This window comes from Streptomyces sp. C1-1 (genome assembly GCF_050214755.1).
Taxonomy (GTDB): domain Bacteria; phylum Actinomycetota; class Actinomycetes; order Streptomycetales; family Streptomycetaceae; genus Streptomyces.
Genome location: NZ_CP189826.1, coordinates 2,230,135 through 2,245,313 on the forward strand (window position 1 = coordinate 2,230,135; position 15,179 = coordinate 2,245,313).

At 70.0% G+C, this 15,179-nt stretch carries 11 protein-coding genes; 6 read left to right on the top strand and 5 right to left on the bottom strand.

Features of this window, described 5'->3' with window-relative positions:
- Positions 1-49: 49 nt before the first annotated feature.
- Positions 50-910 carry a metallophosphoesterase family protein gene (locus ACQF4J_RS10245; protein WP_351571857.1) on the bottom strand — a complete coding sequence of 287 codons (861 nt, stop codon included), beginning with the start codon at positions 908-910 and terminating at the stop codon, positions 50-52.
- Between the two features lie 304 nt (positions 911-1,214).
- Here ACQF4J_RS10245 and ACQF4J_RS10250 point away from each other — a divergent pair, with 304 nt between their 5' ends.
- Both ACQF4J_RS10250 and ACQF4J_RS10255 read left to right on the top strand, forming a co-directional pair.
- Complete coding sequence (locus ACQF4J_RS10250) at positions 1,215-2,360, top strand: ATP-grasp domain-containing protein (RefSeq protein ID WP_351571859.1); 1,146 nt, start codon at positions 1,215-1,217, stop codon at positions 2,358-2,360.
- Between the two features lie 137 nt (positions 2,361-2,497).
- On the top strand, positions 2,498-4,186 hold the full coding sequence (locus ACQF4J_RS10255; protein WP_351571861.1) for a carbohydrate binding domain-containing protein: 1,689 nt from the start codon (positions 2,498-2,500) through the stop codon (positions 4,184-4,186).
- Between the two features lie 157 nt (positions 4,187-4,343).
- On the opposite strand, the gene ACQF4J_RS10260 is transcribed toward ACQF4J_RS10255, so the two are convergent.
- From ACQF4J_RS10260 to ACQF4J_RS10275, 4 genes are all read right to left on the bottom strand, one after another.
- Positions 4,344-5,600, bottom strand: a complete 1,257-nt coding sequence (locus ACQF4J_RS10260) for an alpha-L-fucosidase (RefSeq protein ID WP_351805774.1) — start codon at positions 5,598-5,600, stop codon at positions 4,344-4,346.
- A gap of 3 nt (positions 5,601-5,603) precedes the next feature.
- The gene (locus tag ACQF4J_RS10265) at positions 5,604-8,645 is read right to left on the bottom strand and encodes an alpha-mannosidase (RefSeq protein ID WP_427165498.1); all 3,042 of its coding nucleotides are present in this window, start codon (positions 8,643-8,645) and stop codon (positions 5,604-5,606) included.
- Positions 8,646-8,714: 69 nt separating this feature from the next.
- Positions 8,715-10,052 (bottom strand): 6-phospho-beta-glucosidase, encoded by a 1,338-nt coding sequence (locus ACQF4J_RS10270; protein WP_351571870.1) that lies wholly within the window; start codon positions 10,050-10,052, stop codon positions 8,715-8,717.
- Complete coding sequence (locus ACQF4J_RS10275; RefSeq protein ID WP_351572040.1) at positions 10,049-10,813, bottom strand: DeoR/GlpR family DNA-binding transcription regulator; 765 nt, start codon at positions 10,811-10,813, stop codon at positions 10,049-10,051. The genes ACQF4J_RS10270 and ACQF4J_RS10275 overlap by 4 nt, the downstream gene beginning before the upstream one ends.
- A 127-nt stretch (positions 10,814-10,940) precedes the next feature.
- Between ACQF4J_RS10275 and ACQF4J_RS10280 the strand changes: the two genes are divergently transcribed.
- The 4 genes from ACQF4J_RS10280 (at position 10,941) to ACQF4J_RS10295 (ending at position 15,179) form a co-directional block, all read left to right on the top strand.
- Positions 10,941-11,960 (top strand): carbohydrate kinase family protein, encoded by a 1,020-nt coding sequence (locus ACQF4J_RS10280; RefSeq protein ID WP_351571873.1) that lies wholly within the window; start codon positions 10,941-10,943, stop codon positions 11,958-11,960.
- A 66-nt stretch (positions 11,961-12,026) separates the two neighbouring features.
- Positions 12,027-13,304 carry an extracellular solute-binding protein gene (locus ACQF4J_RS10285; RefSeq protein WP_427165499.1) on the top strand — a complete coding sequence of 426 codons (1,278 nt, stop codon included), beginning with the start codon at positions 12,027-12,029 and terminating at the stop codon, positions 13,302-13,304.
- Between the two features lie 124 nt (positions 13,305-13,428).
- Positions 13,429-14,313, top strand: coding sequence for a carbohydrate ABC transporter permease (locus ACQF4J_RS10290; protein WP_351572043.1), 885 nt, complete (start codon positions 13,429-13,431; stop codon positions 14,311-14,313).
- Positions 14,310-15,179, top strand: coding sequence for a carbohydrate ABC transporter permease (locus tag ACQF4J_RS10295; protein ID WP_351571880.1), 870 nt, complete (start codon positions 14,310-14,312; stop codon positions 15,177-15,179). The genes ACQF4J_RS10290 and ACQF4J_RS10295 overlap by 4 nt, the downstream gene beginning before the upstream one ends.

Consider the following 15,179-nt stretch of genomic DNA (forward strand, 5'->3'; position numbering starts at 1 on the left):
ACCACACGGTTCACCCTCAGGATCCCTCATCCGGCACCGACCACCGCGTTCACCCGGCGCCCTCGTGCGCCGACAGCACCCGCCGCAGTCTCGCCGGTGGTCGCGACCGCTCGCGCCACTCCCGTGGGTAGCCGACGGAGACCTCCTCGAAGCGGACGCCGTCGTGCCAGGTCGTGCGGGGGATGTGCAGGTGGCCGTAGACCATGGCCTCCACGCGGAAGCGGCGGTGCCAGTCGGCGGTCAGTGCGGTGCCGCACCACATGGCGAACTCCGGGTGCCACAGCACGTCGCAGGGGTGGCGGTCGAGGGGGTAGTGGTTGACGAGGACGGTGGGCAGGTCGTCCGGGAGGGCGGCGAGCCGGCGTTCGGTCTCCGCGACCCGGGCCCGGCACCAGGCCTCCCGGGACGGGTAGGGGTCGGGGTGCAGGAGGTACTCGTCGTTGCAGACGATGCCGGTGCCGTGCGCGTAGGCGAGTCCCTCGTCCTTGGTGGCGCAGCCGGCCGGCAGGAACGAGTAGTCGTACAGGAGGAAGAGCGGTGCGACGGCCACGGGTCCGCCGGGGCCGTCCCAGAGGGGGTACGGGTCCTCGGGGGTCGTGACGCCCAGATCCCGGCACAGCTCGACGAGGTGGTCGTAGCGCGCGACGCCGCGCAGCGCGACGGGGTCCTTCGGGTGGGTCCACAGTTCGTGGTTGCCCGGCACCCAGATCACCTTCTCGAACCGGCTCGCGAGGGTCTTCAGCGTCCAGCGGATGTCGGCCGCGGTCTCCGAGACGTCGCCGGCGACGAGCAGCCAGTCGCCGTCGGACCCGGGGCGCATCTCCTCGACCAGGGCTCGGTTCTCCGGGTGTCCGACGTGCAGGTCGCTGATGGCCAGCAGCTGCCCGGCGCCCTCGGTCGTCGACGTCACCTCTCGCCCCCTCCGCACCCCGTCCCGCTTCCGGACGTGACCACGGCACCACATTCGAGGCGTCCGGACAAGGCGGCTCTCCAGGCCGTGCGCAGGTCCGCCGGCCCGTGTGCCGGCGCGGGCGGGCGGGCGCGGCCGATCCGTAACACGCGCGTTGCACGCGCAGCCCCGGGAAAGCCGTATGATCGCCCCACCACCACCGCTACGAACTTCCCTTCACAGGGGCGGTTTGGTGACCCTCCATCTCCCCTGCCCGGGCACGGGCTGCTCAGCCCTGCCCGCGAACCGTGAAAGGACGGCTTGCATGGTCTCTCGCGTACGCGTCTGGCTCAACCGCACGTACGCGGAGAACGTGTTCTTCATGGATCAGCTGCGGCGAAATCCGAGTGATCGCGCGGTCGAGATCCATGCGACGCACGGCGACGCCGACTCGCCCGTGCTGGCCGCCGCCGACACCGCCGACCTGGAGCCGGAGGGCCTGTCCTCCGCCGCGTACGTCGAGTACGCGCTCGCCCAGTGCCGGCGGCGCGGCATCGACGTGTTCGTGCCCCGGCTGGAGCAGTCGGCGATCGTCGCGCACCGCGCGGACTTCGAGGCGGTCGGCACGGCGCTGCTGGCGCCGCCGCCGGAGGCCGTGGCCGTCTTCGAGGACAAGGTGATCGCCTACGAGGCCGTGCAGGCGATCGGCGTGCCGGTGCCGTCGTGGTGGCGGGTCCGCGGGGTCGACGAACTCGTCGCCGCTGTCGAGGAGTTGGAGGCGGCTGGGCACAAGGCGTGCTTCAAGCCGGCGTCCGGCGCGGGCGGGGTGGGCTTCCGTGTGATCACGCGTACGCCCTTCTCGATGTCGCACCTGACCGGGTTCCCGAGCCCGTACGTGCCTTTGGACCTGGTCGTCTCCGCGCTCAAGGACAGCGACGAGCCGGTGGACTGGCTGGTGATGCCACGGCTGGAGCAGCCGGAGGTGTCGGTGGACTGCCTCACCGGGCCGGACAACCGGGTGCGGCTGGCCATCGGCCGTACGAAGAACGGCCGTCGGCGCGGGTTCACGCTCCACGAGCAGTGGCTGGAGCCGGCGCGGCGGATCGCGGAGGGCTTCGGCCTGCACTACCTGTCCAACATCCAGTTCCGGATGTTCGGCGACCGTCCGGTGCTGATGGACGTCAACACGCGGCCCGCGGGCGGGCTGCACCAGCTGTCGCTGTGCGGGGTCAACGCCCCTTGGGCGGCTGTGCAGTTGGCGCTCGGGGAGGACCCGGGCGAGATCGCGCCGCCGTTCCTGGGGCAGGACTACACGGTGGTGTCGGGGCCACGGCCGCTGCGTGCCGTCTCGCTCCCCCAGCAGCGGGCCGAGGCGCCCGGGACGCTGCTGCCGGCGGTGCCCGCCCAGACGACGGACCCCGTCGAGGTCGCGCCTTCCGGAACGGTCGGCCGGGCCATCGCACCGGCCTAGGACACACCCTCACACCGGTCTGGACCAATTGTGGGTCAGCATCTTGACACCACGACTGGTCCAGACCAACTTGGTTGCGCACACCCCTGCTCTTCTCTCTGCACTCCCGAACACCCCCATTCCTCCAGGGAGATCGCGTGCGCAACACACTCAGACGTTCCAGACACCGGCTCCTCGCCCTGGTCGGCTCCGCCGCTCTCGCGCTCGCCGGAGCCATCGCCCTCCCGGGCACGGCCCAGGCGGCCAACATCCTGACCAACCCCGGCTTCGAGTCGGGCACCCTGTCCCCGTGGACCTGCACCGGGAACCTCGGCTCGGTCGTCTCCTCACCCGTGCACGGCGGCTCCAAGGCACTGCAGGGCGCGGTGAGCGACAGCGACAACGCGCAGTGCACCCAGACCGTGTCGGTGCAGCCGAACACCACGTACTCGCTCAGCGGCTGGGTGCGCGGCTCCTACGTCTACCTGGGCGTCAACGGCGGTGCGTCGACCTGGACCACCTCGCCGTCGGCGTACAGCCAGTTGAGCGTCTCGTTCACCACCGGGGCCTCGCAGACCAGCGCGCAGATCTATGTGCACGGCTGGTACGCGCAGGGAACCTACTACGCCGACGACATCAGCCTCGACGGACCCGGAGGGGGCGGAGGCGGCGGGGACACCCAGGCGCCCAGCACGCCCACCGGGCTGACCTCCACGGGCAAGACGTCGTCGAGCGTGTCGCTGAAGTGGAACGCCTCGACCGACAACGTCGGGGTCACGGCCTACGACATCTACAGCGGCTCCAACAACGTGCTCTCCGTCTCCGGCACGTCCGCGACGGTCAGCGGCCTGTCGCCCAGCACGAGCTACACCTTCACCGTCAAGGCGCGGGACGCGGCCGGCAACACCTCCGGCGCCTCCAACTCCGTGAGCGTGACGACCGACGCGGGCGGCGGGGGCGGGACCGGCTTCAAGCAGGCCGCGCCGTACCTGTACGAGGGCTGGGGCGATCCGCCGAACCCGTCGACGGTGATGAGCGCGACCGGCGTCAAGTGGTTCACGATGGCGTTCGTGCTGGACTCCGGCGGCTGCACCCCGGCCTGGGACGGCAGCCGGTCACTGACCGGCGGCGTCGACCAGACCGCCATCAACCAGATCCGTTCCGCCGGCGGTGACATCGTGCCGTCGTTCGGCGGCTGGCAGGGCAGCAAGCTCGGCGCCAACTGCTCCTCCGCGAGCGCGCTCGCCGGGGCCATCCAGAAGGTGATCGACGCCTACGGCCTCAAGGCCGTCGACATGGACATCGAGAACACGGACGAGTTCGAGAACGAGGCCGTGCAGGCGAAGATCCTGACCGCGCTGAAGACCGTCAAGGCCAACAACCCCGGCCTGAAGACGATCGTCACCTTCGGTACGTCCACCACCGGGCCGACGTACTACGGCAACCGGCTCATCGAGCAGGCCCAGTCGCTCGGCGCGAACATCGACGTCTTCACCATCATGCCGTTCGACTTCGGCGGCGGCTCGGACATGTACGGCAACACCGTGAACGCGGCCGAGGGTCTGAAGGCGAAGCTGAAGTCGACCTTCGGATGGGACGACGCGACCGCCTACGCGCACATCGGCATCTCCGGCATGAACGGTCTGTCCGACCAGCAGGAGAACACCACTCCGGCGATCTGGACCCAGATCAAGGACTGGTCCAACTCCCACCACATCGCGCGGCTCGCGTTCTGGTCGGTCAACCGCGACCGGCCGTGCCCGGGCGGCGGCGTGGTGAGCAACTGCTCCGGCATCAGCCAGAACAACTGGCAGTTCAGCTCGATCACGGCCGGCTTCACCGGCTGAGCCGATCGTCGACCGGCTGGGCCGATCAGTGTCACCGGAGTGGGGGTGTCCCGACCGGATACCCCCACTCCTGCGCCAACCCCGTCAGACGGGGCGGCAGTTCGGCCTCGGCCTCTGCGACCAGGGCTTTTACCGCTTTCTTGAGATTCGATGGAAATCAGGACCGGCCCGATCCCCGGTACAGCTCCAGCTCTCCGTCCAGTTCGACGGCGAGCACGGTGGCGTACGGGTCGAGGTCGGCCGCCGGCGGTGGGTCGATCCACAGCACGCCGACCGCCTCGTGCAGGCCGCCGACGACCCGGTGGCCGAGCTCGGTGCCGGTGCCGGTGCCGACCACCCTGACCCCGCGGACCTCGGTGGCCAGACCCCGTACCCCGATCTCGGCGCGCGGGACGTCGAAGAGGGTGAGGTAGAGGGTGCGGCGGTCGGCGGAGAGGGTGCTGGGCCCGTAGTGGTGCCCGGCGGGCATGCCGCGCACCGTGCCATGAACCGCCTCCGCGTGCCGGCGGATCCACTCCCCCAGTCCCTCCAGGCGCTCGACCTGCGGCTGCGGGATGGTGCCGTCCTCCATCGGTCCGACGTCGAGGAGCAGGTTGCCGCCCCCGCCGATCGTCTCGGTGAAGTAGCGGATCAGCTGCGCGAGCGACTTGTGGTTGTGGTCGTGGTGCTGGTAGCCCCACGAGTCGTTGATCGTCAGGCACAGTTCCCACGGGCCCTGCGGCGGCACGACGGGCGCGCCCTGTTCCGGCGTCGCGTAGTCGCCCTCGCCGAGCATGCGGGCGTTGAAGACGACGTCTGGGACGTACGACCGCACCAGCGCGGCCAGTTCGGGGATGCGCCACTGCTCCTCGCTGCGCTCCCACTCGCCGTCGAACCACATCAGGTCGGGACGGTAGCGGGAGGCCAGCTCGCGGATCTGGCCGTCCCGGTAGGCGATGAACCGCTCCCAGGCCGCCAGGTCCTCGTCCTCGGCCGCCACTTCGGAGTAGCGGTTGTCCTCCTGCTCCGGCGGGCGGCCCGGCTTGCGCGTGGAGGCGTAGTCGGGGTGGTTCCAGTCGGAGTGGGAGTAGTAGAGCCCGACCTTGAGGCCCTTGTCCCGCAGGGCCTCGGCGTAGGGGCCGAGGTAGTCCTTCCCGAGGCCGAGGTCGCCGTACGCGGTGTCCCACAGGGCAACGCCGTCGTGGTGACGGCTCGTCAGCACCGCGTACCTCGCCCCGGCGCGGGCGAACAGGTCCGCCCACGCCTTCGGGTCGTAGCGGGCACCCGTGAACCGCTCCAGCTGGGACATGTACTGCTCGTGCGGCACGATGTCGTCGTAGAACGACCAGGATTCCTGGACGCCGTCGACGGCGTAGATGCCCCAGTGCACGAAGATCCCCAACTTGGCGTCGGTGAACCACGGTTGCATCGCCATGAGTCAGCCCCGTCGCAGCCGGAGAGTCAGGATCTGGAAGGGGCGCAGCGAGACCGGGACGCCGCCGTCGGCCATCTCGGCGTCCTCCAGGGGGCGTTCCAGCAGGTCGGTCACCTGGGCGCCGGCCAGCGGGAAGCCGGTGCGCAGGACGCCGGTCGCGCGGCCGCCGCGGGACTCGTAGAGCCGGACGACGACGTCACCGGACTCGTCGTCGGCCAGCTTCACGGCCTCGACGGTGACGCCCTCGCCGTCGACGGAGACGACCGGTTCCGGCACACCCCCCGAATCGGCCACCCGCAGCGGGAGGTTGAGGGCGTAGCCCTCGGCAACCGCGTCCTCGATGCTCGCCCCGGGCAGCAGGGAGTAGGTGAGGCGGTGGCGGCCCTGGTCGGCGCCCGGGTCCGGGATGCGCGGGGCGCGGACCAGGCTGAGGCGGACCGTGGTGGTCGTACCGCCGTCCTCGCGGACCGTGCGGGAGACGTCGTGGCCGTAGGTGGAGTCGTTGATGACCGCGACGCCGTAGCCGGGTTCGGCGAGGTGCACCCAGCGGTGGCCGGAGACCTCGAAACGGGCCGCCTCCCAGCTGGTGTTGGTGTGCGTGGGCCGCTGGATGTGGCCGAACTGGATCTCCGCGGAGGAGTGCGGGGCGCGGATGTCGACCGGGAAGCCCGCCTTGAGGAACTTCTCCGCCTCGTTCCAGTCGATGTCCGTCTCGAAGTCGATGCGGGCGCTGCCGGCGCGCAGCGTGATCGTCTGGACGATCCTCGAGCCCTTGCCGAAGGAGCGCGTGACGCGGATCGAGCCGAGCAGCGGGTCCTCGTCGACGATCTCCACGGAGTCGGCGTCGAGCAGGTCCGTGTAGCGGTTCTTGTAGTGCTTGTCGACGTCCCAGGCGTCCCAGTAGTTGGGCAGGTCGGTGTGCAGGCGCAGCAGGTTGCCCGCCTCGGCGAGGACCTCACGGTTCGCCCTGAGGTCGAAGACGGACGAGAGCGTGCCGTCCTCGGCGACCTCGACCCGGACCAGGCCGTTGTCGAGGACCCGGCCGTTCACCGTGACGGGGGCCGGGGGTTCGGCCGCCGCGACCGGCGCGCTGCCGTTGGCCGGCACCTCGACGAACGTCGGGAAGCCCGTCGCCGTGCGGATGACCTCGGCGCGGTCGAAGGGGCTGGTGTTGAACACCCGGGTGCCGCCGTCGCCCAGCGCCGCCACCGCCTCGGCGGTCAGGGCCTCCAACTCCTCGGCCACACGCGCGTATTCGGCCTCCGCCTCGCGGTGCACCCAGGCGATCGAGGAGCCCGGCAGGATGTCGTGGAACTGGTGCAGCAGGACCGTCTTCCACAGCCGGTCCAGCTTCTGGTACGGGTAGGCGTAGCCCGGCGCGTGCAGCGCGGCGGTGGTCGCCCACAACTCCGCCTCGCGGAGCTTGTGTTCACTGCGCCGGTTGCCCTGCTTGGTGCGGGCCTGCGAGGTGTAGGTGGCGCGGTGCAGCTCCAGGTAGAGCTCGCCGACCCAGACCGGGGCGTCCGGGTACTCCTCGCGGGCCTTGGCGAAGAACTCGTCCGGGTGCTCGACGACGACCTTGGGCGAGCCCTCCAGGTCGGCCAGCCGGCGCGCCCGCTCCATGATCTCGCGGGTGGGTCCGCCGCCGCCGTCGCCCCAGCCGAAGGGGGCGAGGGAACGGGTGGCGTTGCCCTTCTCGGCGTAGTTGCGCACCGCGCGGGACATCTCCTCGCCGCTGAAGCGGGCGTTGTAGGTGTCGACCGGCGGGAAGTGGGTGAAGATGCGGGTGCCGTCGATGCCCTCCCACCAGAAGGTGTGGTGGGGGAAGGTGTTGGTCTGGTTCCAGGAGATCTTCTGGGTGAGGAACCACTCGTTGCCGGCGAGCTTGGCGAGCTGCGGGTAGGCGGCGTTGTAGCCGAAGGAGTCGGGCAGCCAGACGCCCTTGGTCTCGATGCCGAAGTGCTCGATGAAGAACCGCTTGCCGTGGACGAGCTGGCGGGCGATGGCCTCGCCGCCGGGCAGGTTGCCGTCGGACTCCACCCACATGCCGCCGACCGGCGCCCACTGTCCCTTCTTCACCGACTCCTGGATGCGGGCCCACACGTGCGGGTAGTTGTCGCGCACCCACTCGTACTGCTGGGCCTGCGAGCAGGCGAAGACGAACTCCTCGTACTCGTCGGCCAGCGCGGTGACGTTGGAGAAGGTGCGGGAGGTCTTGCGCTTGGTCTCGCGGATGGGCCACAGCCAGGCGGAGTCGATGTGGGCGTGGCCGACACCGGAGATGACGTGGGCGCTGGCGTTGGCGGGCTTGGACAGCACCGGCCGCAGGGCCTCGCGCACGGCGGCGGCCGAGCCGGCGACGTCGTCCAGGTCGAGCAGGTCCAGGGAGCGGTCGAGGGCGTGCAGGATCTCGTGCCGGCGCGGGTCGTGCTCGCCGAGCTCCACCATCAGCTCGCGCAGCACCTGCAGGTCGAGGTCGAGGTGGAAGACCTCTTCGTCGAGGACGGCGAGGTCGGCGCGCCGGAAGGTGTACAGCGGCTTGTCGCCGGCGGTGAGGACGTCGCCCAGCTGGGTCGGCGCGCTGAAGTTGTTCGCGAGGATGTCGGGGTTGGAGGCGGCCTCGACCAGGTAGTCGATCGGCTCGCCGCCCTGTGCCGGGTTGGCGACGGGCACGTACTGGTTGAGCGGGTTGACCGCCTTCAGCGGGCGTCCGTCGGGCAGGTGGACCAGGGCCTCGGCCTGGTTGCCGGGCCAGTCGCCGACGAAGCCGAGGTCGATGACCGCCTCGACGCGCCGGCCGGCCCACTCGGCGGGCACCTGCCCGCTCATCCGGAACCAGGTCGTGCCCCACGGCGGGCCCCACGGGGTGTCCATGGCGAAGGGCGCGTAGCGCTGGGACGCGGCCTCCTCGAAGGAGACGGGCTCGCCCGGCGCCTGCCAGGACTCGACCGTCATCGGGACGGTGGCCGCGTAGAGCGCGGGCTTGATGCGCTGGGTGTGGAGGCGCTCGGCGCGCTCCTCGATCCGGCGGCGTTCGTCGTGCATCAGGAGTCTCCAGGGAGGCGGCGGCGGGAGTGGCTGGGGAGGACCTGGAAAGCGCTTTCCAGGTGCCGGTCACCTAAGGTACGCGAGGCCAGGATGGACCGCGGTGTAGCCCTCGACCAGACGTCTGGCCACGTTCACGGAGTCGACGAGCGGGTGCAGCGCGAATGCCTTGGCGGCCGTCGCGCGGGAGCCGGACTCGGCGGCGGCCAGGACCTCGCGCTCGACGGCCTTGACCGCGCAGACCAGACCGGTGGCGTGGTCGGGCAGCGGGTCGACGGCGACCGGGTGGGCACCGTTGGCGTCGACCAGGCAGGGCACCTCGATGACCGCCTCGGAGTCGAGCACCGAGAGGGTGGTGCGGTTGCGGACGTTGAGGATCAGGGTGGTGCGTTCGTCGCGGGCGATGGCCCGCATCAGGGCGAGGGCGACCTTCTCGTAGCCGCCGGAGAGGTCGTCGGCGTCGCGCTCGCCGGCGCCGGCCGTCTCCCGGTTCTCGGCCATGTACGTCGCCTCGCGCTCGGCGCGGGTGCGGTCCCAGATCTCCAGGGCGGAGCCGTCCGAGCGCCCGACCTGCTCGTAGAAGCCGGCCTGCTGGTCGCGCAGGAAGGCGCCGCGGGTGCGCTCGGCCTGCTGGTAGGCGCGGACGGCCTCGCGGTTGAAGTAGTAGTAGTGAAGGTATTCGTTGGGGATCGCGCCGAGGGAGCGCAGCCAGTCGGTGCCGAAGAGCTTGCCCTCCTCGAAGGAGCCGAGCAGGTCGGGGTCGGCGAGCAGGCGCGGGAGCTCGTCACGTCCCGCGACGTACAGGCCGCGCACCCAGCCGAGGTGGTTGAGGCCGACGTAGTCGATCCAGGCCTCCTTGGGGTTCGCGCCGAGCACCCGGGCGATACGGCGGCCGAGGCCGACCGGCGAGTCGCAGATGCCGATGACGCGGTCGCCGAGGTGGCGGGACATGGCCTCGGTGACCAGGCCGGCGGGGTTGGTGAAGTTGATGACCCAGGCGTCGGGGGCCAGCCGGGCCACCCGCCGTGCGATGTCGACGGCGACGGGAACGGTCCGCAGGCCGTAGGCGATGCCGCCCGCGCCGACCGTCTCCTGCCCGAGGACGCCCTCCGCGAGGGCCACCCGTTCGTCGTCCGCCCGCCCCTGCAGGCCGCCGACGCGGATCGCCGAGAACACGAAGTCGGCGCCGCGCAGGGCCTCGTCGAGGTCGGTCGTGGCGGTCACCGCGGGCGCGTCCGCGACCCGGGCGGCCTGTTCGGCGAGGACCCGGGTCACCGCGGAGAGCCGGCCGGAGTCCAGGTCGTGCAGCACGACCTCGGTGACCCTGCCCTCGCCGCGGTCGCCCAGGAGGGCGCCGTACACGAGCGGCACGCGGAACCCGCCGCCGCCCAGAATCGTCAGCTTCACTCTCGCACCTTTCCTGCCACGACCACCTCGACGCCCGCCTCCTCCAGGGAGGAGCGGGTCACCGGGTCGGCCGGGGCGTTCGTGACCACCACATCCAGGTCCTCGGGACCGCAGACCCTCGCCATGCCCGTACCCGGGAACTTGGCGGCGTCCGCGAGCAGGACGACCTTGTCGCTGGCCTTGATCATGGCCCGCTTCACCGGCACCTCGACGACCGTCGTGTCCATCACCTGCCCACCAGGACGCACTCCACTGGTGCCGAGGAAGAGCCAGTCGGCGTGGAGCTGGCGCAGGTTGTCCTCGGTGAGGAAGCCGACCAGGGAGCGGTACTCGCGGCGGAGCATGCCACCGAGCAGGACCAGCTCGATGCCCTCGTCGTCGGCGAGCTCCTCGTAGACGACCAGGTTGCTGGTGATGACCGTCAGCCGACGGCCGTGCAGCTGGCGGGCGAGCCGGTAGGCCGTGGTGCCGATGTCCAGCAGCACCGACTGGCCGTCGGCGACCATGGCCGCGGCCCGTTCGGCTATCGCGTCCTTCTCGGCCACCCGGACCTCGGCGACCTCGGCGAAGGGCTGGTCGCCCTCCTCCACGACGGCGCCGCCGTGCACACGCGTGAGGAGCCCGTCCTCCTCGAGCTTGACCAGGTCGCGCCTGATCGTGGCGGGGCTCACACCCAGCTGCTCGGAGAGATCGGTCACGGACGCGGGGCCGCCGGAGCGCAGGGCCCGCAGGATGAGTTGGTGTCGTCGTTCTGCCAGCACGGCGTGCACACTACTCGTCATCTTCAATCAAATCCATGCTCACTTCTGCTCGGGTATTGACCAATCTCATGGATCAGCGCACGATTCCCGTCATCGAAATTGACGGGTTTTGACGAGAGGCGCTCCCGTGGACGACGACAGGCCCGATGTGCTGCTGACCGGGCTGCTCTTCTACGACCTCGTCCTCACGGGGCTGGGGAAGCCGCCCACGCCGGGCGAGGAGATCTGGACGGCCGGCATGGGCTGCGGTCCCGGAGGCATCGCCAACCTCGCGGTGGCCGCGTCCCGGTTCGGTCTGCGCACCTCGCTGGCCACGGTCTTCGGCGACGACTTCTACGGCGAGTACTGCCGGGACGTCCTGTGCGACCAGGAGGACATCGACCTCTCGCTCTCCCGGACCGCGGACGGCTGGCCCACCCCCGTCACCGTCTCGCTCGCCGCCGGCGACGACCGGGCGCTCGTCACCCACGGCCAGGAACCCCCGTACTCGCAGGACGCGCTGATGGGCGACCCGCCCGAGGCCCGCACGGCCCTCGTGCACATCGAGGCCGAACCGCGCGAGTGGCTCGGCCGGGCCGCCGCGAACGGCACCCACATCTACGCCGACGTCGGCTGGGACCCCACCCAGGAATGGTCCACCGACCTGCTGGACCAGCTCAAGCTGTGCCACGCCTTCCTCCCCAACGAGACCGAGGCGATGGCCTACACCCGCACCGACAGCGCGGTCGCGGCCCTCGGCACGCTCTCCGAGCTCGTGCCCGTGGCCGTGGTCACCCGGGGCGGGGCCGGCGCGGTCGCCGTCGACCAGACCACCGGCGAGTACGCGGAGGTACCGGCCCTCGCGGTCGACGTGCTGGACGCGACGGGCGCCGGTGACGTCTTCGGCGCGAGCTTCGTCGCGGCCTCCCTCGACGGCTGGCCGCTCGAGGAACGGCTGCGGTTCGCCGTCCTCGCGGCCGGGCTGTCCGTCCAGCGGCACGGCGGCGCGCTCGCCGCCCCCGGCTGGTACGGCGTCGACCGCTGGTGGCGCTCACTGACCGATCCCGGCCTGCGGCACGCCTACGGCTTCCTGGCCGACCGCCTCCCGGTGGACGTCGGCCCGCCGGTGCGCCACGCCCCGGTCACCCCGCCCGCACGGCAGCACTGACCCTCACAACGGCCCCACAGTCCCAACGCCCCTCAGCACCACGAACAGGAACAACAGGAGTGACCCGTGGACCTTTCTCGTAGAGGCTTCCTCCAGGCCGCCGCGCTGACCGCGGCCGCGTCCGGACTGACCGTCGCCTGCGGCGGCGGATCGGGCTCGGGCGGCACCAAGAACGGCAAGAACCTCACCTTGTGGTACTGGGGCGGCGCGCTCAGCGACAAGGTGGTCGCGGAGGCGAAGACCCACTTCAGCAGCGCGGTCACGCTCACCACCGCGTCCATAGGCGGCGACTTCAAGCAGAAGCTCACCACCACCCTCGCGGCGGGCACCTCGGTGCCCGACATCACCGGCATCAAGGGCGAGGACATCGCGTCCTTCCTGCCCAACGCCAACCGCTTCCTGGACCTGAACGACCTGGGCTTCAAGAAGCTCGCGCCCCAGTACCTGGAATGGAAGACCAAGCTCGCCCGGACCGAGGACGGCAAGCAGATCGGGTTCCCGATCGACATCGGTCCCACCGCGCTCTTCTACCGCGAGGACCTGTTCGCCAAGGCCGGGGTGCCCACCGACCCCGACAAGGTCGCCGCCCTGGTCAAGACCTGGGAGGACTACTTCCAGCTCGGCACCGAGCTGCAGAAGAAGAACCCCGGCACCTACCTGGTCAACAACCTCGGCTCCATGTTCGACATGACCGTCGGCCAGGGCACGCAGCGGTTCATCGACAAGAACAACCACTTCATCGGCGACCAGGACCACATCCGCGCCGCATGGACCACGTCGGTGCGCCCCTACACCCTCGGTCTCGACGCCAAGATCAACGACAACACCTGGAACGCCGCCGTCGGCAAGAGCCTCCTCACCGAGCTCGGCGCGGCCTGGCACGCGCTGGACATCGAGCAGGCCGCACCGCAGACCAAGGGCAAGTGGCGGGTGTGCGCGATGCCCGTCGGCCCGGCCAACCAGGGCGGCTCCTACCTGGCCCTGCCCAAGCAGTGCCGCAACCCCGAAGAGGCGTTCAAGATCATCAGCTGGATCCTCAGCCCCGCCAACGACGCCCGCGGCTTCACCGACGCCGCCATCTTCCCCGCCGCCCCGGCCGCCTACACCATGCCGGCCATGACGGGCCCCGACGCCTTCTTCGGCGGACAGAAGATCATCGAGATCTTCGGGCCGGCCGCCAAGGCCGTGCCCACCGCGTACGAGGCCCCGGCCGACGCCGCTGTCATGGCCCCCTACAAGACGGAACTGACCAACATCGAGGCCAAGGGCAAGAAGCCCGACGACGCCTGGAAGGACGCGGTCAGCCAGGCCAAGCAGATCGCCCGGCGGCAGGGGGTGAACTGAGGTGACGTCCCCTCCGGTCACCGGTCCCGCCACGGTGCCCCGGCACCGCGGCGGGCCGGGCCCGGCCCGGTTCCGCCCACGGCGCGCCACGCCCGTGGGCACCGCTCGGCCGAAGCGTCGCGGGCTGCTGTCGTACTGGCGGCAGTACCTCGCGATCTCGCCCTTCTACCTGATCTTCGCCGCCTTCTCCTTCTTCCCCGTCTTCTACTCGCTGTACCTGGCCTTCCAGCGCTGGGACGGCATGGGCACCATGCAGTTCGTGGGCCTGCAGCAGTTCCGGTTCCTGTGGGACGACCCGGTCTTCTGGCTGTCGATCCGCAACACCCTGGTGATCTGGGTGCTGTCCACCGTGCCGACCCTGTTCGGCGCCCTGATACTGGCCACGCTGCTGCACTCGGTGCGCCGCTTCAAGGGCTTCTACCGCATAGCCCTCTACGTGCCGAACGTGACCTCGATCGTCGCCGTGGCCATCTTCTTCGGCGCGGTGTTCAGCAACAACTTCGGTCTGGTCAACGCGATTCTGGGCGTGGTCGGCATCTCGCCGGTGCCGTGGCTGAGCAACCCGTGGCTGATCAAGGTGGTCATCTCCCTGCTGATGACCTGGCAGTGGACCGGCTACAACATGATCATCTACTTGGCCGGCCTCCAGGCGATACCGGACTCGATCTACGAGGCGGCGAAGATGGACGGTGCGGGCCCGATCCGCACGTTCTTCCAGATCACGATCCCGATCATGCGGCCGATCATCCTGTTCACGGTCATCATCTCGACCATCAACGGCCTGCAGAGCTTCAGCGAACCGCAGGTCCTGTTCGCCAGCAACGCCGCCAACGCCAACCTCGGCGGCCCGGGCCAGGCGGGTCTGACCACGCTGCTGTACTTCTACCAGTCGGCCTTCCTCAACAACGACTACGGCTACGGCGCGGCCATCGTGTGGGCCTTCTTCGTCCTGATCATCGTCCTCGTCGCCGTCAACTGGCGCATCACCACACGAGGGAGGAAGCCATGACGGCTCCGGACACCGCACTGCCGGCCACGGGCGGCAGGCGGCTGCGCCGCCCCAAGGGCCTGACGGCGCACGTCGTCCTCGTCGTGGCCGTCTTGATCTCGATCTTCCCGTTCGCGTGGACGATCATCATGGCGACCAACACCACGCAGGACATCTACAAGAGCCCGCCGAAGTTCACCTTCGGCTCCCATCTGCTGGAGAACATCCGGCATGTGCTGAACACCATCGATTTCTTCGGGTCGATGCTCAACACGGTGATGGTCGCGACCGTCACCACCGTCCTGGTGCTGTTCATCGACTCCCTGGCGGCCTTCACCTTCGCCAAGTTCGACTTCCCCGGCCGCAAACTGCTCTTCGGCACGCTGCTGCTGTTCATGATGCTGCCGCTGCAGCTGGCGATCCTGCCGCAGTTCATCCTCATGTCGAAGATCGGCTGGGTCGGGATGCTCAAGGCGCTGGCCCTGCCCTCCCTCGCCAACGCCTTCGGCATCTTCTGGCTGCACCAGTACATCCAGAACGGCGTGCCCGACGAACTCCTCGACGCCGCGCGCATCGACGGCGCCGGGTTCTTCCGTCAGTACTGGAACATCGCGCTGCCGATGATCAGGCCCGCGCTGTCCTTCCTGGCCATCTACGCCTTCGTCAACTGCTGGAACGACTACATCTGGCCGCTCGTCGTGCTCACCGACCCCGGGCACGTGACCCTCCAGGTGGAACTCGCCCAGCTCAACGTCGGCCACACCACCGACTACAGCATGGTCATGGCCGGTGTGCTGATGGCGGCGCTCCCACTGGTCATCGTCTTCAGCATCTTCGCCCGCGGATTCATCGCGGGCGCCACCGAAGGCGCGGTACAGGGCACCTGA

Bases quoted from the DNA above. Each gene is read 5' to 3' on its own strand.
- ACQF4J_RS10295 (WP_351571880.1), top strand. From the start codon at position 14,310: ATGACGGCTCCGGACACCGCACTGCCGGCCACGGGCGGCAGGCGGCTG.
- ACQF4J_RS10265 (WP_427165498.1), bottom strand. From the start codon at position 8,645: ATGCACGACGAACGCCGCCGGATCGAGGAGCGCGCCGAGCGCCTCCAC.
- ACQF4J_RS10250 (WP_351571859.1), top strand. From the start codon at position 1,215: ATGGTCTCTCGCGTACGCGTCTGGCTCAACCGCACGTACGCGGAGAAC.
- ACQF4J_RS10260 (WP_351805774.1), bottom strand. From the start codon at position 5,600: ATGGCGATGCAACCGTGGTTCACCGACGCCAAGTTGGGGATCTTCGTG.